A 17,156-nucleotide genomic window follows, 5' to 3' on the forward strand; every position below is an offset into this window, starting at 1 on the left:
CTCGACCGGGAACAGGAGACACGCTGCATGACCACCGACCATCTTGCCCGCACCCCCAAGCCACCCTACTATGCGGTGATTTTCACCAGTGTTCGCACGCCCGGCGATGGCGGCTACGCCAGCATGGCAGACCGCATGGTCGAGCTGGCCGCAGAGCAACCAGGCTACCTTGGCATGGAGAGCGTACGCGACGCAGCCGGCGTGGGCATCACCGTCTCGTACTGGACCTCAGAACAGGCCATTGCGGACTGGAAGGCCAATGCCGAGCATGCTGCCGCGCGCGACACGGGACGAGAGCACTGGTACCAGGCCTTCGAGCTTCGCGTGGCGAGAGTCGAGCGCGCATACGGGTTCCTTCGCCCCAGCGGCCATACCGAGCACGCCCCTTGAGGCGCGCCGCTGTGAAAGCCGCTCAGGCCACTCAGGCGGCCAGGGCTTGAACCGGCGCTTCTTCTCCTGTGCCTCGCCCCTGCGCCAGACTGTCTGCAGCCTGCACGGCATCCTGGAAATGCGCCTGCGCTGGCTGCGTCAATGCATCGCCCACTTGCACTTCTGCCAGCATTTGCCCACCGGGATTCATCACCCCCACTTGCTCGCCGTCATGGCTCACCAGGAAGCGGTCGGCCTGCGCCATGCATGACCGGCGCGTGCACTCAGCCACCGTGGCCGCGCACACCTGGGCCACTTCAGGGCCTTTGAGGCCACGGGCGATCAAGGGGTCCGCCACCTGCTCGCTCGCGTTGACGAACACCTGCATCTGCTCGGGCGTGAGTGCGTCGCTGGCCAGGCGGGTATCCCCCTGGCTCGGCCCGGCTTCGCGCATGGCCACTTCCCAGGTCGAGAGCGTCTGGCCCTGGCGATCGAGCTCCCTGAACGTGGCCGGAGAGCCATCCCGTGCGTTGAGCTCGACCTGGATGTGCTTGCCGTCAGGGCTCCAATGATCGATTTCTGTCTGGCCATTGGGCCAGACACGGATGCGCTGGCGACTGTCATCCTCGCGCCTGAGATGGAAGAGGGCGGGGTCTTGCGGGTCACTGTTCTGGTCCTTGCGGACCTCGATCACCCTGGATGCACCAAGCTCCGCGAAGCGCTTGCGTGCCTCGTATGGCACCTCCGGAAACACCGTGTGACCTTTGGGGCGCACATAGCGGCCTTCGGTATCGATCCCCAGGCCAACACTGGTGCGAATGATCGACCCCATGGTGTGGTCCTTGCCCATGATGGCCCCGCCCACCAGCGTGCCTTCACCGCTAAGCAGGATGACGGTTTTCAGGAAGTCCGGCATTCTTGCCCCGGGCAGCATGTCATGACCCTGCCCGGTGAGCTCGCTCAGGTACTTTTGCTGGTGAAAACCGTCGTACCAATAGGTGGCGATGTCATTGGGCGTGCGCACATCGTGCACCTTGCGGTCAGAAGCCTTGTAGGCGGCCAACGCGGCGTCGAAGCCACCCACGTCTTTGAAATAGTCGCCCTCGATCGTGTCGCGTGCAATGGGCAGGCTGTTGTAGACGTAGGCATCGATGTTGTTCTTGAGCGCAAAGCTCTGAGCCATGCCACCGCCGAGACTGTGGCCAGTCGCGGCGAAGGTGTAGCCCTCGAAACGGGGGTCCTTGCTGATGGCGTCAAATGCCGCCTGCGCCTTGGCCTGGATCTGCGCAAATTCGGATGCCCCGGAATTGCCCAGATCGGACTTCCAGTTGCTCCAGGCATCCGAGCCTTTGAAGTCGAAGGAGATCTCTCGAGACGTTTCGTTGATGGACACCCTGAACATGTTCTCGAGTGTGGCGCTTTCATTGTGCTGGGTGTTCCAGCCCTCTTGCACTACCTTGGTCGGCTTCTCCGCGTTGTCGTACTGCGCAACTGGAAAGTCCTCTGGAAGATCTACACTCGGCTTCGCCCATCTCCAGCCGGCAGGGTACGCCGCCAACTCCTTCGCCTGCTCCTCGGTCTTGATGCTGGCTTCGTGTGGGTAGGCCCAATACGCCAGGCGCATGCCCGTCCAGGCATTCAATGGCTCCGAAAAGACCTCTGATTTGACGGTCACTCCCATATAACCTCCCTCCCTGTTCTTGTCCTACTTAAAGTCTGGAACCGGGACACCTCCGCGATCGCAATCCCGGTCAATGCGTTCCCATTCCTGTTGTCGCTGTGGGTCTTTCAGTAGTGTGCGGGTGTCATCTATGTTCCGGCGAAAGTACCCATCTCTGAACTTGGGCCAAATGAAGTTTGCGATCGAGTACTTCGCGATTTCAGGCGTCCCCAAATCCAGCACCAACCGCCGCGCATAACACTGCTGTTCAAGCAATGGCTTGAGCTCAGCCAGACCCGCTTCCCATTGCCCCAAGTTCTCTCTCGGCCCCTTGCTTTCCATCAGGCGCCCTGGTACTGGCTCGCTGGTGGCCTTCTGCAAAGCCAGGATGATCTTCGCATCCATCGACCCCTTGACCGCTGCGTCTCGGAACAACTGGGTGATCGCTTCCGGATCCCGCACATCTTTTATCCACCCGTCGGCATTGCCCATGGCGTAGTAATAGTCGCCCTGTGGGTCTCCTTTTGCGCGGAGAGATTCAATGTAGGCAGTGAGCTTGCCTTTCTGTTTCTCATAGTCCCTTTGCTGGCCCACCGATTCCACTTTGTTGGCCAGCGAGCCCACCGCCGTGCAACCGGCTTGCAGGTAGGCAGCCGCCAGCAGAGCCGAGGCCAGTACAGCAACACGGACGCAGGACGAGAAAAGTGAATCAGATGAGGTGTGAAAGGAACGCATGGACAGGAAGACCGTTGAACAACGCAACAATGCTAGCAGAAAGTACTCATTTCACCCTCGCAGCCCCCGCCGCCGCCCATCACGAACGCCAAAAAAAATACCCCGATGGAGGATGTCCATCGGGGCGGGTGGTTCGCTGGTGTGGAGCAGGTTCTGCTCAGCGCCAGAAGGCCTCAACCTTGCCTTTGAGTTTGATCATCAGCGGCTGGCCCTTGCGGTCCAGCGTCTTGGCCGAAGGCACACCGATCCAGCCTTCGCTCAGGCAATATTCTTCGACGTCGAAGCGCTCTTTGCCGTTGAATCGAATACCGATACCGCGTTCGATGACATCGCGGTTGAAATGAGGGCTCCTGGGATCGACAGACAGTCGGTCGGGCAGATCTGGTGCAGAGGAGGGGGTAGCAGGTGTTTCAGACATGGCGCTATTGTGCGCCATGGCCAGCGGTCCATGCACCCCCTCATCTCAGGGCCAGCGACTGCTGCTTCCATTGTGGGTCCGACCACCGGTTGAATTGTCCGAGTGCGTGCGGGTTGAATGCGGTGCGACGCGGACGCAAGGAATCCAGACTGACCACTTCGAAGCGACGCACGGTGCGGCCACCGGCAATGGCCTCTCGCGCCAGCAACATGGATTTGCCTCCTGGCACCCAGCCGGCAAACTCCGCATAGCCCACGCCAGGGTCATGGGGTGCCGGCGGCTGCACCAGCACCGTCCAGCCTTTGGGCGTTTTGCGGAACACCCACAGTTCACGCCAGCCATCCACTGGCTGGACCGAGACCACGAGGGCATTGCGCTCGCGATTCTGGCGCGCCGATGCCATCCACACCTGGCCCCAGGTGCATCGCTGAGCGAGCACTTTTGCTTTGCTGCCTGGCTGCTGCAGTTTCAGGCAGGTACGTCCGTCAGTCTTCGTCTCCAGGTGCAATGGCAACTCCGCAGGCGGCGCACCAGGCACCAGCGCCCACCGGACCGCATTGGTTCTCAAGGCTGCCAGCCTGGCCGCCTCCCGGTCGACCTCGTCCAGGCCATCGCGGCTGACGGCGGCAACCGCTGTCACGGCCACATCGGCGGCGGCCTGCGCGGCGGACCAGTCCCCACGTCTGGCCGCGGCATAGGAAAGCCGGCTCCACACATCTGCCCTGCGCGTGAGAAGGCGTTGTTGCCACGGCTGCGGCACGGCTTCAGGTGCCACCTTGAGCAAAACGTCCGCACGCTGTTGGTTCAGAGCCTCGCGCTCGCTGGCGGCGCCGGGTTGGGCCTGACACTCCGGCCGGGTCAAAGCCAGCGCGGCACGGGCACGTTGCGCCGGTGTGGCCGCTGCATGTGAAAGAAGGCGTCGGTTGACATCACCGTCATAGCAAAGACGGACACGACCGTCATGCTCGACCGAGCGAAAGCGCACACCGTGCCGTGCTGCCCCTTCCAGATGAGCCGTCACGCGAGACTGCTCACTGGCACGGATGCCGACGCCTTCATTGGCCCTGGCGGCGAGCCGGTCGGCCTGCCGGCCGATGGCGTCGAGCACGGCGGCCCCGTCGGTGCCATGCAGGTCGTGCGGGGGCAAGGCCTGGATGGTAGCGGCCGCAATGGACAGACCCAGGCTTTCCTCTCCGGGCTGGTCGCTCAGGTAATCGAGCAGGGTCAGCAAGCCGGCTGTCGCCCCCGGCCCGCTGCGCAGCTTCCAGACCTGATCGGATCGCACGTAGCCGCCTCGCTCTCTTGTGTGGCTCCAGACGCGCACGTAGTCGCCTCGCTGTCCGCGCAACTCGAGCAGGTCGCCCCGCCAGAGGACGGACAACCTGGCCTCGGCGCTGTCCGGGCCCGCCCGCAAGGGCACCAGATCGCGGGTGATCACGCCGACGTTTGCCGATGCCGGTATGGGGTTTGCTGTTGCAGTTGCAGATGCTGTTGGGGAAGTGCCGGATGCGGCCCGGGCGGAGCCCGAGCTTGCGATCAGCGCGAGGGCCAGTGCGCCTGCCAGCGCCACGGTCAGTGCAAGGTTCTTGAGCCATTTCACGTCATGCCTCCCGTCAATGTCCACCGTTGTGCACCACTTTCAGTGGCTGTCCCAGCAGGTTGTCGCCGATGAAGCCACCCCCTTGAGGTGGCGAGGCGATGATCACCTGCACCTTGTCACTCAAGCGGTCCGCCATGGTCTTCTGGATCAGCAAGGGGTGTCGCGTGATGATCTCGCCTTGCACAGCCATCTGCTCGGCCTCCACCTTGCCCAGGCTGGCCAGGCGGTAGGCTTCAGCATCGGCCAGTTTCTGGCGCGCTTCGGCCTCTGCCATGGCCTCGATTTTTCGGGCTTCGGCTTCGGCCTGGGCGCGCTTGATGCGCTTGACGCGTGCGGCTTCTGCTTCCAGTTTTCGCTGCTCGATCTGCCGTTGCTTGAACGGCAGCACATGCTTCATCGCCTCTTCTTTCGCCTTGGCAGCGATCACGCGCTCGCGTGCTGCAGCCTCGGCGGCGATCTCGCGCTGGGCCTTGTCTGCCGCAGCGAGCAATTTGCGCTCTTTGACCTGCTTGTCCCGCAGTTCAAGGGTGTAGCGCATCTTCTCTGCTTCCAGGCCTTGCGTCAGCAGCGCTTCCATGCCTCGCTTGTAGTCCGGTGGCAGGTCTATCTGGCCAATATGCAGCGACCGCAGCACCAGGCCCTCTTTGGACAGACGCTCGCCGATTTGCGCCGTCAGGGCCGCCTCGATGTTGTCGCGGTCGGTGGAGAATATCTCCCGGACCGTGTGACGGGAGATGAGCTTGTAGACCGTCGACTGCACCGCTGGCTCGACGATCTGACGATCGATTTCCGTGGGCAGGGACGCCAGTCGCTGGGCATCCATCTGGCCAAGGTCGAGCGCATAGCGCAGCTTCAGGTCGATGCCGATGGACAGGCCTTCGACCGACTGCGCCGGCGCCGGACCGTCTGCCCTGGAGAGCTCGCGGGCGGCCCATTGCGTGTCCTGGGTGGAATACACCTTGACCCGGTGTACGCCAGGCAGCACCCAGGCACTGCCGCTGCGCCAGATGGTGGCGCTGCCGGTCAGCAGGTTCGAGCGCACACCCACAAAACCCGGCTTGAGCTGTACCACTGGCGGACGCTGAACCATCACCCATCCCATGCCGCCCACCAGCGCAAACACCACCGTGGTTCTGGCCATGGAGCGCCAGGGCAAAACCGGCCAGCGCAGCGGAGGCCGGGCCGTCATGGTTTTTGGCGGCGCAGGTGGCCCCTGCATTTCCGGAGGGTTGCGGGCTTCGTTGCTGAGGTCCGGCAATGGCGCAGATGCAGCTTCGCGGCCCGTCAGGCGCCGCCAGAACCGCTGGATGGACGAAATCATGCTCATGGTCGTGTCGCTTTCTTGCAGTGACGTTGGGAATTGCCTCGCTGCCGGACAGACCTCCCTCCACCGGGCGACACCATCCATGCAGGCATGCCATTGATCGTCTACAGCAGAAGGGGAAGACTCAATGCCGCCATCAGGTCCTTTCGCTCACAACACCGGAAGAAACACTCACAGGGCGTCCGTGACGGGCGGCTGATAATGGACCAATGGAACGAATCGCCGTCATCGAAGACGACCAGCCGACCAGCGACCTGATTGCAGGGTGGATCAGGGCGGCCCGCCCCGACCTCACTGTCGATCAATGGCCCGACCGAGACAGCGCCGAAGCAGCACTGCAGCGAGAGCGGTATACCGCCGTGGTGCTGGACATCGAGCTCGGCCACGAGCGACACGCCGGTGTGGCAGTCATCAACACCATCAACAAGCTGCACCAGGGCACGCCGGTGCTGGTGGTCTCCGCCATGCCGGCGGCCATTTACCGGAGCATCATGAAAGCACTCGATGCCTGGGACTACCTGCAGAAAACCCACTTCGAAGAGGCAGAGTTCATCGAGACGTTTCTCGACATCCTGCGCTCTGCGCGGCAGAGGCGCGCGAACGAAGACCAGCAGGCAGAGAAGGACACCGACCACGCACTGCGTCTCGACCCCTTGTGGCAGCGCAATCCAACCTGGCGAGGAGAACGCATCAACCTGCCGCTCACGGCTCAGCGCATTCTGGCGACGCTGGCGCAGCGAAAAGGGGAGGTGGTGAGCTATGAGGAGCTGTTTGAGGTGGTCAAAAGCGGGCGCAACCGCGACAACGTGCGAAAGCATGTGAGCACGATTCGCGAGGCGTTCCGCGAAGTGGACCCAGACTTCAACGGGATTGAGAACGTTCCGATGCGAGGGTTTCGATGGGGTGGGTAGAGGTAGCACCCCCTGCGCCGCTGCGCGGCTTCCCCCTCTCTCACCTACGGTGGGAGGGGGACGCTCCCTTGGACCGGCAAAGCCGGATCTTCGGGAGCCTGGTGGTTTGGCGTTTCTTCGCTCGGCGCGGATCGGGATATTGGGGCACACGCCCTGCGGCGTTTTGCGGCTTCCCTCTCTCTCGCCATTGGCGGGAGGGGGACGCTCCCTTGGACCGGCAAAGCCGGATCTTCGGGAGCTTGGAGAAGAGGTGTTGGCGCTCGGAGAGGGCGGATTGGCGGGTTTTCTCGGTGTTGACTGATCGCGCATGAAGCTTGGGCCACTCGATCTGCCTTCTTTGCCGGCGCCGCGTTTGCGGCTGGCGGCGTTTCGGCGTCGGCTGGTGTTTCATGGGGCGTTCTTGTTGCTGGCGGCGGCGACGGTGGTGTTGGCGGTGACGCTGTTGGCGGAGGAGCGGCAGCGCAGTCGGGACCGATATGAGGCGGCGTTTCGGCAGCGGCTGAACAACATGAGCGCGCAGTTGCGGCATCCCACTGGCCAGCTGGCGCTGCTCAACGCCGATGCGCCGTTCAGTGTCGATGACGGGATCAGTCCGGTGGTGTTGCCGTTTGCCGGTCTGGACTTTGGCGATCCGTTCAAGGCTCGGCAGGCGGTGGAGATGAGCGGTTGTGCTGTGCAATGGCCGGACGGACAGCAGCTTTGTGTGGCGGTGGGGCGGCGTGCCTACGCAGGCGCCTTCGTCTACGCGGTGGCCGACCTGATGCTGCCGCCGGCGGTGGCGCGCACCCGGGGGCAGACGGATCTGGCCCATGTGAGCCGGGCTCGCATAGACGTGACGCTGGAAGGCGAGCACATGCAATGGATGGCGCCATTCGAGGCCGGACGGGGCGTGCGTTTCGACGAGACCAGCCGCGGCATTCGTGGCCGCCTGACCGGTTTTGCGGCGGACAGCGACACGCTCGACCGGCTGGCAAGGCCAGAGCGCGACTTCGGGGGCTGGCTCTGGCAGGACTCGGTGTGTGCAGACCCCAATGCGAGTCTGCCGGCATGCGACAGGCGCTCACTGGTCTCGGTTCGCCTGCCTGTCGATGCCTGGCGTGACCAGGTCTACCGCTCGCGTGGCAAGCAGTGGCCACCCGAGAACCTCTATGCCATGCGGGTGCGGCTGCGCTGGATGGGCACTGCAGGCGCACCGGACGATGTGATTTTTGACAGCCAGAACACCGACGCACTCCGTCCTTTTGCGCTGGCGCAGCTGGGCGAGGCATTGCTCAAAGGCGAGCAGTTGCGGATCGACCGACTGGTGGGGGAGCGGGCACAGACGATCAGCACGATCGGCGCGCCAGAGGCACCGACCGAAAGTGCGTCACGCTGGATCAGGCGCCTTGTCCGGCGCCTGCCTCTGGACGAGGGCAGGCCCACCGACAACGCGCTTCGGGCCGAGGAAGAGGTGATCACGCCAGCGGGTCGGTACGCTCTCTCGCTCAGTGGCGACCTGGGCACGGTAGACGAGCAGGTGAGCGCCAGCGCGACCCGCATGAGCGGCTATGTGGGTGCCATGCTGGCTGCGATCGCGCTGACCTGGCTGCTCATCGAAGTCGGGCTCATGCGGCGCATCACCTCTCTGACTCGCCGCGCCGCTGCGCTGCGTTACAACATGCAGGACCCACAGGTCGACCGGCGTCTGGGTGCTCTCGATGTGAGCGACCTGGGCGGCAGGGATGAGCTGGGCATTCTGGCCAACACGCTGGCCACACTGCTCGAACGCGTGAAAGAAGGCGTGCGGCGCGAGCACATCCGGGCCGAACAGGAGCGCGACATGTGGCACGCGGTGGGCCACGAGATCATGTCGCCGCTGCAGTCGCTGATGGTCTTGCATGGAGACGCCTCGGACCCGAGCCACCGCTATGTTCAGCGCATGCAGCAGGCGGTGCGCGTGCTCTATGGCACGGCCTCGCCCAGCGATGCGATTTCAGCTGCGCCGCTCGAGCTGCAGGCGCTGGATCTGGCCGCATTCCTGTCTTCTGTCGCCAACCATGCCCCCGACGCCGGCATTGGGCAGGTGGTCTACGAAGGGCCGGGCGAGGGTGTCTGGGTCACGGCAGACGAGCACTCGCTCGAAGACGTCATTGCCCATGTGTTGCGCAATGCCGATCGCTATCGCCACCAGGACACGCTCATCCACATCGGGCTCGGCACGGATGGAAAGCTCGCTTCGGTGATGATTCGGAACCAGGGTCCGGCCATTGCCGAAGAGCAACTCGATCGCATCTTCGAGTATGGCGTGTCGGACCAGAACGCCGCCGCTTTCTCTGCTCAGGCCTCTGCTGCGGCTGAGCGACGTGGCCAGGGCCTGTATGTGGCGCGCACCTACCTGGCCAAGATGGGTGGCAGCATTCGTGCGGAGAACCGGGACGACGGGGTGCAGTTCTGCCTCGAGCTGCCTTTGCGTCCACCCGCCCGCGAATGACGCCCATCTGGCGACTTGACTATGATTCATGCCATGACACAACGCATGGCCGTGATCGACTTTGAAACCACCGGCATGTCGCCGGCCTACGGCGACCGAGCCACCGAGGTGGCCATCGTGATGACGGAGGAGGGGCAGGTCGTTGACCGTTTTCAGAGCCTGATGAATGCTGGCGTGCCCATTCCCCCATTCATCGAATCGCTTACCGGCATCAGCAACGCCATGCTGGCGGATGCGCCGACGCCGGCGGAGGCAATGCGTGCCGCTGCCGAGTTCGTGGGCGACGCACCCATGGTGGCCCACAATGCCTCCTTTGACCGGCGCTTCTGGCATGGCGAGCTCGCCCTGGCCGGCCTGAACGCGACCCAGCCGTTTGCGTGCACGGTGCTGCTCTCGCGCCGTCTTTTCCCGGAAGCCACCAGCCACAAGCTCAGTGCCCTGGCCGGGTGGCTACACATCGAACGCTCCGGTCAGGCCCACCGGGCGCTGTCGGACGCCGAGGTCACCGCCGAACTCCTGCTGCGCCTGCAGTCAGCCTTGCGGGAGCGGCATGGCATCGCCAACCCGGATCACGATTTCCTGATGCGACTGCAGGCCTGCTCCAAGGCGGGCCTGCCCAAGTTCATCGCTCGTTGCCTTGCATCGCAATGCGCCGAGGCCAAGGACACCACGACTGCGACTCATCAATGAGAGTTGGTGTTCACTTTTCTTTATCGCCATACAGCGATTCATATTTGGCGCCAGCCTCCGTTTGAATATCCCTACGCCTTGTCATCTTTGTACGCGCTTTATTACCTCAAGCGCGTACATTCGACCGAGAATGTTGCAGTGCAATATGACTCCATTGCCAAGGCGCTCCATCAGCACCCTTGTCCCCACGTCTACCCATGACCGCATCAACCGCCCCTTCCACTGACGACACCACCCGCATCGACGATCTGCGCATTGGCGCTGTACGCCCACTGGTCACCCCAGCCCTGCTCGAAGAGCAGATCGCGGCGCCCGAGGCTGCCCAGCAGCTCGTGGCCAGCAGTCGCCAGGCCATTGCCAAAGTGCTCGCAGGCCAGGACGACAGGCTCATCGTGGTGGTGGGGCCTTGCTCGATTCATGACCATGATCAGGCGATCGAATATGCCCAGCGCCTCAAGCCGGTGGCCGATAGGCTGAGCCGGGACTTGCTGGTGGCCATGCGCGTGTACTTCGAGAAGCCCCGAACAACTGTGGGGTGGAAGGGCTACATCAACGACCCGCACCTGGATGGCAGCTTTGCCATCAACGAAGGTCTGTCGATGGCCCGACGCCTGCTGATCGATGTCCTTGGCGTTGGCCTGCCCGTCGCCACCGAGTTTCTCGACCTGTTGTCGCCCCAGTTCACCGCCGAGCTGGTCAGCTGGGGCGCCATCGGGGCGCGCACCACCGAAAGCCAGAGCCACCGGCAGCTGGCCAGTGGCCTGTCCTGCCCGGTGGGCTTCAAGAACGGTACCGATGGCGGCGTCAAGGTCGCTGTGGACGCCATGGTCGCGGCGCGCTCACAACACGCCTTCATGGGCATGACCAAGATGGGGCAGGCAGCGATTTTCGAGACCCGCGGCAACCAGGACTGCCACGTCATCCTGCGCGGCGGCAAGACCCCCAACTTCGACAAGGCCCATGTGGATGCCGCCTGCGAACTGCTCAAGGGCGCCGGCCTGCGCGAGCAGGTCATGATCGATCTGTCGCACGCCAACAGCAGCAAACAGCACCGCAAGCAGATTGAAGTGGCTCAGGCCGTCGGAGAACAGATTGCCGCTGGCGACCGGCGTATCACTGGCGTCATGATCGAAAGCCATCTGCATGAAGGCCGGCAGGATCTGGTCGAGGGCCAGCCATTGCAGCCTGGTGTGAGCATCACTGATGCCTGCATCAGTTTTGAACAGACCCTGCCCGTGCTGGAGAGCCTGGCGCAGGCAGTCGCCACGCGACGATCGTAAGCGAGATGCGATGGCGGTGAAGTTGCTCCCCTGGCGTCACCGCCCTGTGGTCAGTCTGGCGCTGCAGGGGGGCGGTGCGCACGGCGCCTTCACCTGGGGCGTGCTCGACGCCTTGCTCGAGAGCAAGCAGGTGCGCCTCGATGGTGTCAGCGGCGCCAGTGCAGGTGCCATGAATGCTGTGGTCCTGGCCCATGGTCTGATGGCCGGTGGCCCTGACGGCGCGCGCGACGCCTTGCGAAGGTTCTGGAGCGCAGTGGCTGACGTGACCCCGTTTGAGGTAGCGCGACCCACACTCGACGGCAAGAGCATGCATCTGGTGCCGGCCATGCGCATGATGCTGCAGTGGTCGCACTACTTCTCGCCACAACAACTCAACCCCTTTGACTTCAACCCCCTGCGCAAGATCCTCGACGATCAGGTGGATTTCGCCGAGTTGAAAGCCCGCAGCCCGGTGAAGCTGTTCATCGCGACCACCCATGTCAAGACCGGCAAGCTGCGCCTGTTCCGCACCCATGAGCTTTCCGTTGACGCCATGCTGGCTTCTGCCTGTTTGCCAAGCATGCACCACACGGTGGAGATCGATGGTGAAGCCTACTGGGACGGTGGCTACGCCGCCAACCCTGCGGTGTTCCCCCTGTTCCACGAATGCAAGGCGCGTGACCTTCTGCTCGTCATGCTTGCGCCACTGGAGCACACCGACACGCCGCTGTCTGCGCGCGACATCCAGGCACGCACCATGGAGATCGCCTTCAACGCCACCTTCCTGCGCGAGATGCGCATGTACGCGCATCTGCAGGAAGGGGCCCGCGACCTGCCCTGGTTCCGGCGAGGCGCGCTGGAGCACCGGCTGGTGAACACGCGCTTTCACATCATCGAAGCCAGCGAAGTCACCAGCGAACTCGATACCCAGAGCAAGGCCGCAGCGAGCATGCGCTTTTTCGAGATGCTGTTCAGCCAGGGGCGTCAGCACGCCAAAGCATGGCTGCGCAAACACCGTCAATCCCTGGGCGAGCACAGCAGCGTGGACCTGGGCGCCCTGTTTTACTGAGGCTAGCTGGCTGACAGCTCACGATTGGATGCTGTGGCCACCATCACCGCACACAGGGTCTCTTCCCCCATGGCATTGACTGCAAAGACATCTGCAGCGCACACGGTCTGGGAACGTCTGATGGAGATCACCCGTCCGCGGGCTCTGAGCACTCGGCCCACCGCCGGCGCCACCAGCTTGAGTGTGGTGTCCGACGTGGCATTGACCCAGCCCTGCGGAAGCGTTGTTGCAGCAGCGGACACCGCGGCGAAATCGGCAATCGCGTACACAGGTGTGGCCTGGAGCATGCCGGGCGCGCAAGTGAGTTCATCCTGGTAAGGTAGTTCCAGTTCGGCATGACCGGCGTCCAGTTGTCGAACGCGCAAGCCGAGCGAACGAGCCATCGGCATGGCTTCCACAGCAGAACGAACTGCGGCCAGCTGCTCTGCAGAGGTCATGGTTTGCTCGGGTGTTGAATGGGTATCCATGGGGTAATGGCTCCTTTGACGACGGGTTAACGGACAGGAGATGAGCTCTCCCGGCACGGGGAGGCGGCTTCAACGCTGTTTCTTGCGACTTGCGGGCCATGGCTTGCGCGAAGAGCCGCGATTCGGGGCACCTGAGGCTTGCCGGTTTAGCCACTGCGCGTGATCGATCAGCTTCTGTCGTTGTGCAGACAGCGTGGCAATCTGCTCATCCACCACCTTCTGCTGCTTCTCCAGCATCTCGACCATGTCTGCCACCGACAGGCCGCCCTGCCGATACAGGGGCAGCACCTGCGCAATCGCTGCCAAGGAGAAGCCGACATCGCGAGACATGGCAATGAATACGCCCTCGCGGACCTGTGCAGGTGCATAGTCGCGCCAACCGTTGGAAAGGCGGGCAGGTACCAGCAGCCCCATCGCCTCGTAGTGCCGAAGCGCATGCACCGACAATCGCGTGGCATCGGCAAAGGTCTGAATCTTCATGCTCGCCAAGTTAGCAAGCTTCGTCCTGCCCGAGGTTTGCAAACCGGTCGCGCCGGCGACAGGACTTGTGCGGCTCTTCGGCCAAATCAAGGTGTCCAGCCATGAAAAAAGGGACCCCGGAAGAGGCCCCTTTTCGAATGCGTGCGGCTGATCTCAGCGGCGATTGCCACCACCGGCCGGGCCAGGGCCACGACGCTCGAGGTGACGGAAATTGATGCGACCTTTGGTCAGGTCGTAAGGCGAGAGCTCCAGCGAGACACGGTCGCCCGCGAGGATACGGATGCGGTGTTTTTTCATCTTGCCTGCAGAATAGGCAATCAGTTGGTGACCGTTGTCCAGAGTCACGCGGAAACGCGTGTCAGGCAACACTTCGTCCACCACTCCCATCATGTCAATCAGTTCTTCCTTGGCCATGTTCTATGGTTCCTTTCGTGGCGATGGGTTAGCGAGCCAGGTCGAATCCGTCAGCCAGCGCATCATGTCCCACATTCATGACATGCACTGACGTCTCGGCCGCGCTTGGCGCAGCCGGCCCGGACACATCGCGCCCAACATTCGTGGGTGCGACGCTCGACCCTCGACGCAATCAACAAAATTCCAGCAACCAATGACCGGTCGGAGGGTCTTTGGTCCCCCCGGGTAGCGGGGGATGGTGTGTGGATCGGTGACATGGCACTGTCTCAGCCGACTGTCGACGGCGCTCTGGCGCCGGGACCCAACACAATCGATTTCAGAGGCTAGCGAACACGTCTGGCAGGCACGTGACGCTCAGGCCAAGCCGATCACAGAAGTTGTCTGCGGAAGCGGGCAGATGGTTTCATATGCCTGCAACTTGGAAACGCTTGGCGGTCAATCAGCAATTTTACCACGTTGCACAATTTTTGACCAGTGCAACGACTGCTTGAGCATTCACCGCGGGAACGCGCTCAGATCAGTCTTCGTCCAGGTACAGCCAGCCCTGCTCCACACATTGCGCCAGCAGCGCTGCGTAATCGGTACACACCCACATCTGGTCCGGATGGTCGTGGAAGCCCAGCATGGGGTTCTGTCCGTCGCGAACTTCAAAATCCCGCACGTCCAGAATGTTGCGCTGTGTCAGTGGCCCGGATTCGGAGAAGTCGGTTGTCGGCCGGCCATTGAGCAGCACCACTGGCTGCCTGGCATGCTCGATGGCGCACAAGGCAATCTGGCGGTAGTTCTTCGGCTGGACGGTGATCGTGTTGGTCTTCATCGGTATGTGACGGCGGCATCAGCGGCCCGGTACAGGATCGAGACCGACCGTAACTGGCCGCACCGTCGCTGAGCGATCATTCTGCCCACTGCCGCTCTACCTGACAAACCGGGTGTTGCGTTCAGGAACGCGCGCCGACGCAGCCGACTCCACAGCCGACAGACGGCCTGGCAACGTCAAGCGAGTCAGTCATCGCTGTGGTCGCGGTCATGCGAGCTGCGCCAGATCGATCGCACCAGCCAGATGCCGCCAATCACCGCGCCGGAGAAGCCCAGAAAACCGAATGCCGGAAGGCCGAACATGGTGGGGCCCCCTTGCACGGTCATGACGATGGACGAGCCGATGATGAGGGCAGCAATGATGAGCGCCATGGCCAGCCGATTGGCGGCGCGGCTGATCTGGTTGCCCACGCGTCTCAGGTGCACCAGCTCAAGTCCGACATGGACCCGACCACGCCGCGCATTGCGCAGCAGGCGAGAGACATCGTGCGGAAGCTGCTCTGCCACCACCAGGGCACGGCGCAGCGTCTTCCAGGTGCGCTTGCCCAGCGTGGAGGGCTGGTAGCGCGAGCGCACCACCTGTTTGAGCAAGGGCATGGCCTCACTCGTCATGTGAAACTCTGGCTCCAGCGCACGCCCCATGCCTTCGAGCGTGATGAAAGCCTTGATGAGCAGGGCCAGGTCGGACGGCAGTGCCAGCTTGTGTTCGCGCAGAATGGCCGTCACATCGCTGAGCATGTGGCCCAGGCTGAGTTTGGCCAGCGGCACGCCATGGTACTGGTCGACGAAGGTCTCGATCTCGCTTTCCAGCAAGGCAAAGTTGACATTGTGATCGTCACCTGTCCAGTCGAGCAGGATGTCCACCACCGAGGAGGCATCGCGTTCGACCAGGCCGAGCAGCAAGGTGAGCAACTCGTCGCGCCGGCGCTGTGACAGGCTGCCCACCATGCCGAAGTCGATGAAGGCGATGCGGTTGCCATCCAGATAGAACACATTGCCCGGATGCGGATCGGCATGGAACACGCCGTCTTGCACAATCATCTTGAGCACGGCCTGTGAGCCACGCTGGGCAAGCAGGCGGCGATCGAGTCCCCTGGCATCAATGGCGTCGAGATCGTGACCCAGGATGCCGTCGATGCGGTCCTGCACATTGACGCGCTCACGCGTGTACTGCCAGTGCACCTTGGGCACCACGATCCAGGGCAGGGGTTGCATGTTGACAGCAATGCGTTCGGCGTTGCGGCATTCACTGGCCAGGTCCAGCTCGCGCCGGAGCGACCGTGCCAGCTCGCGCACCAGCTGCTGCGGCTGGTACGGCTTGTATTGCGGCATTTCCTCTTCAATCACACTCGCCAGACGCTCGAGCAAACGCAGGTCGGCATCGATCACGTCGGCAATGCCGGGGCGGCGAACCTTCACCACCACTTCGGTGCCATCCTTGAGCTGAGCGCCATGGACTTGCGCAATCGAGGCAGCCGCCAGCGGTTCATGGTCAAACCGTGCAAAGACCGTCTCCGGCTCACCGCCCAGGTCTTCCCTGAGCTGTTCGCGCAATTGCTCGAGCGGCACTGGGGGCACATGGCTGTGCAGCTTCTCAAATTCGGCGATCCACTCAGGGCCGAAGAGATCGGCACGGCCGGCCAGAATCTGGCCGAACTTCACAAAGGTAGGACCCAGCTCTTCAATGGCCAGACGCACCTGCACGGGGGGTTCAAGCCTGGCGAGATCGGCCGCGTGGTCCCATTTGATGACGTGGCCGGCGCGCTCGAGCTGGTCCACCAGACCCAGGCGACGAACGCTGTCGCCAAAGCCGTGGCGGATCAGGACGCCCAGAATGGTGTTGAGGCGGCCCATGTCACGGGCGGCACCCAGGGTTTCGATCAGCATGGGCGCATCATAGCCCGCGCCGTTCAGGGCCGAAAGCGCGGCTGCACAACGCTGAGACGGGTCTCAGAAGCTGCGCAATTCCAGCTCGGCCAGGCGCTCGTGAAACACCTTGGGAATGAGCGCAGGGCGACGCGCCTCAGGATCGATGAAGACGATGCCCACCTTGCCGCGAGCCACTTCGCGGGCGGTGTCCAGGCAATCCATGGAATACACCAGATCGAATCCGTAGCGGTTGAAATCATCGGGCACCATGCGCACCCGCATGGTCTCACCATGAAAGCCTTCGGACTTGTACTGAGCGACGATGTCCCCCACCACAATCGCCAGCCCTTCCACGCTCGACTCACGCCAGCCCAGTGCCTTGAAGAATCGCACCCGTGCTTCCGAGACCAGCGTCAGCAACTGCGCATTGTCCAGGTGGCCGCCCTGGTTCACATGGCTGATGTAGATCTGGATGTCGGTGGAGAAAACGTATTGCTCAGGGAGCGTGAACTGGATGCGGGACATGACTTGAGGTGGTACACAAACAATTCCGGGCGCGACCGCGATCTGCACGGTGGCGCCCGGCGGCCGCGCCGCTGATTCAG

The 17,156-nt window shown here is 63.0% G+C and carries 17 protein-coding genes; 6 read left to right on the top strand and 11 right to left on the bottom strand.

From position 1 onward, the window contains the following. Window positions 1-27: 27 nt before the first annotated feature. A complete protein-coding gene (locus tag ABWV89_RS11095; protein ID WP_353396612.1) occupies window positions 28-390 on the top strand; it encodes an antibiotic biosynthesis monooxygenase family protein in 363 nt (120 codons plus the stop codon). Between the two features lie 31 nt (window positions 391-421). Here ABWV89_RS11095 and ABWV89_RS11100 read toward each other — a convergent pair whose 3' ends face one another. The 5 genes from ABWV89_RS11100 to ABWV89_RS11120 form a co-directional block, all read right to left on the bottom strand. Further along, window positions 422-2,044, bottom strand: coding sequence for a Tle-like phospholipase domain-containing protein (locus tag ABWV89_RS11100; RefSeq protein WP_353396614.1), 1,623 nt, complete (start codon window positions 2,042-2,044; stop codon window positions 422-424). 30 nt (window positions 2,045-2,074) lie between these two features. Next, a complete protein-coding gene (locus ABWV89_RS11105; RefSeq protein ID WP_353396616.1) occupies window positions 2,075-2,653 on the bottom strand; it encodes a hypothetical protein in 579 nt (192 codons plus the stop codon). Between the two features lie 268 nt (window positions 2,654-2,921). Beyond that, on the bottom strand, window positions 2,922-3,182 hold the full coding sequence (locus ABWV89_RS11110; protein ID WP_353396618.1) for a DUF3297 family protein: 261 nt from the start codon (window positions 3,180-3,182) through the stop codon (window positions 2,922-2,924). Between the two features lie 40 nt (window positions 3,183-3,222). Beyond that, window positions 3,223-4,782: an SH3 domain-containing protein gene (locus tag ABWV89_RS11115; protein ID WP_353396620.1), complete on the bottom strand. Its 1,560-nt coding sequence runs from the start codon at window positions 4,780-4,782 to the stop codon at window positions 3,223-3,225. A gap of 13 nt (window positions 4,783-4,795) precedes the next feature. Then, complete coding sequence (locus ABWV89_RS11120; RefSeq protein WP_353396621.1) at window positions 4,796-6,109, bottom strand: SPFH domain-containing protein; 1,314 nt, start codon at window positions 6,107-6,109, stop codon at window positions 4,796-4,798. Window positions 6,110-6,315: 206 nt separating this feature from the next. Between ABWV89_RS11120 and ABWV89_RS11125 the strand changes: the two genes are divergently transcribed. From ABWV89_RS11125 to ABWV89_RS11145, 5 genes are all read left to right on the top strand, one after another. Beyond that, a complete protein-coding gene (locus tag ABWV89_RS11125; protein ID WP_353396624.1) occupies window positions 6,316-7,017 on the top strand; it encodes a response regulator transcription factor in 702 nt (233 codons plus the stop codon). 307 nt (window positions 7,018-7,324) lie between these two features. After that, entirely contained in the window at window positions 7,325-9,487 is a 2,163-nt protein-coding gene (locus tag ABWV89_RS11130; protein ID WP_353396626.1) for a sensor histidine kinase, read from the top strand. A gap of 33 nt (window positions 9,488-9,520) precedes the next feature. After that, window positions 9,521-10,177 (top strand): 3'-5' exonuclease, encoded by a 657-nt coding sequence (locus ABWV89_RS11135; protein ID WP_353396627.1) that lies wholly within the window; start codon window positions 9,521-9,523, stop codon window positions 10,175-10,177. 197 nt (window positions 10,178-10,374) lie between these two features. Further along, on the top strand, window positions 10,375-11,457 hold the full coding sequence (locus ABWV89_RS11140; RefSeq protein ID WP_353396629.1) for a 3-deoxy-7-phosphoheptulonate synthase: 1,083 nt from the start codon (window positions 10,375-10,377) through the stop codon (window positions 11,455-11,457). 10 nt (window positions 11,458-11,467) lie between these two features. Then, window positions 11,468-12,505 carry a patatin-like phospholipase family protein gene (locus ABWV89_RS11145; RefSeq protein ID WP_353396631.1) on the top strand — a complete coding sequence of 346 codons (1,038 nt, stop codon included), beginning with the start codon at window positions 11,468-11,470 and terminating at the stop codon, window positions 12,503-12,505. 2 nt (window positions 12,506-12,507) lie between these two features. On the opposite strand, the gene ABWV89_RS11150 is transcribed toward ABWV89_RS11145, so the two are convergent. From ABWV89_RS11150 to ABWV89_RS11175, 6 genes are all read right to left on the bottom strand, one after another. Further along, window positions 12,508-12,972 (bottom strand): PaaI family thioesterase, encoded by a 465-nt coding sequence (locus ABWV89_RS11150; RefSeq protein WP_353396632.1) that lies wholly within the window; start codon window positions 12,970-12,972, stop codon window positions 12,508-12,510. Between the two features lie 69 nt (window positions 12,973-13,041). Next, entirely contained in the window at window positions 13,042-13,452 is a 411-nt protein-coding gene (locus ABWV89_RS11155) for a MerR family transcriptional regulator (RefSeq protein ID WP_353396635.1), read from the bottom strand. A gap of 153 nt (window positions 13,453-13,605) precedes the next feature. Beyond that, window positions 13,606-13,866, bottom strand: a complete 261-nt coding sequence (infA, locus tag ABWV89_RS11160) for a translation initiation factor IF-1 (RefSeq protein ID WP_353396637.1) — start codon at window positions 13,864-13,866, stop codon at window positions 13,606-13,608. Between the two features lie 517 nt (window positions 13,867-14,383). After that, a complete protein-coding gene (locus ABWV89_RS11165; RefSeq protein ID WP_353396639.1) occupies window positions 14,384-14,683 on the bottom strand; it encodes a hypothetical protein in 300 nt (99 codons plus the stop codon). A 185-nt stretch (window positions 14,684-14,868) separates the two neighbouring features. Then, window positions 14,869-16,569 carry an ABC1 kinase family protein gene (locus tag ABWV89_RS11170; protein ID WP_353396641.1) on the bottom strand — a complete coding sequence of 567 codons (1,701 nt, stop codon included), beginning with the start codon at window positions 16,567-16,569 and terminating at the stop codon, window positions 14,869-14,871. 63 nt (window positions 16,570-16,632) lie between these two features. Further along, complete coding sequence (locus ABWV89_RS11175) at window positions 16,633-17,076, bottom strand: acyl-CoA thioesterase (protein ID WP_353396644.1); 444 nt, start codon at window positions 17,074-17,076, stop codon at window positions 16,633-16,635. Window positions 17,077-17,156: the final 80 nt, after the last annotated feature.

It is taken from the genome of Hydrogenophaga sp. 5NK40-0174, assembly GCF_040372165.1.
Taxonomy (GTDB): Bacteria; Pseudomonadota; Gammaproteobacteria; order Burkholderiales; family Burkholderiaceae_C; genus Hydrogenophaga.

Excerpts from the sequence above, each read along its gene's own strand:
- ABWV89_RS11170 (WP_353396641.1), bottom strand. The coding sequence starts at position 16,569 with ATGCTGATCGAAACCCTGGGTGCCGCCCGTGACATGGGCCGCCTCAAC.
- ABWV89_RS11125 (WP_353396624.1), top strand. The coding sequence starts at position 6,316 with ATGGAACGAATCGCCGTCATCGAAGACGACCAGCCGACCAGCGACCTG.
- ABWV89_RS11130 (WP_353396626.1), top strand. The coding sequence starts at position 7,325 with ATGAAGCTTGGGCCACTCGATCTGCCTTCTTTGCCGGCGCCGCGTTTG.
- ABWV89_RS11145 (WP_353396631.1), top strand. The coding sequence starts at position 11,468 with ATGGCGGTGAAGTTGCTCCCCTGGCGTCACCGCCCTGTGGTCAGTCTG.
- ABWV89_RS11095 (WP_353396612.1), top strand. The coding sequence starts at position 28 with ATGACCACCGACCATCTTGCCCGCACCCCCAAGCCACCCTACTATGCG.
- ABWV89_RS11165 (WP_353396639.1), bottom strand. The coding sequence starts at position 14,683 with ATGAAGACCAACACGATCACCGTCCAGCCGAAGAACTACCGCCAGATT.
- ABWV89_RS11110 (WP_353396618.1), bottom strand. The coding sequence starts at position 3,182 with ATGTCTGAAACACCTGCTACCCCCTCCTCTGCACCAGATCTGCCCGAC.
- ABWV89_RS11175 (WP_353396644.1), bottom strand. The coding sequence starts at position 17,076 with ATGTCCCGCATCCAGTTCACGCTCCCTGAGCAATACGTTTTCTCCACC.
- ABWV89_RS11135 (WP_353396627.1), top strand. The coding sequence starts at position 9,521 with ATGACACAACGCATGGCCGTGATCGACTTTGAAACCACCGGCATGTCG.
- infA (WP_353396637.1), bottom strand. The coding sequence starts at position 13,866 with ATGGCCAAGGAAGAACTGATTGACATGATGGGAGTGGTGGACGAAGTG.
- ABWV89_RS11150 (WP_353396632.1), bottom strand. The coding sequence starts at position 12,972 with ATGGATACCCATTCAACACCCGAGCAAACCATGACCTCTGCAGAGCAG.
- ABWV89_RS11140 (WP_353396629.1), top strand. The coding sequence starts at position 10,375 with ATGACCGCATCAACCGCCCCTTCCACTGACGACACCACCCGCATCGAC.
- ABWV89_RS11155 (WP_353396635.1), bottom strand. The coding sequence starts at position 13,452 with ATGAAGATTCAGACCTTTGCCGATGCCACGCGATTGTCGGTGCATGCG.
- ABWV89_RS11120 (WP_353396621.1), bottom strand. The coding sequence starts at position 6,109 with ATGAGCATGATTTCGTCCATCCAGCGGTTCTGGCGGCGCCTGACGGGC.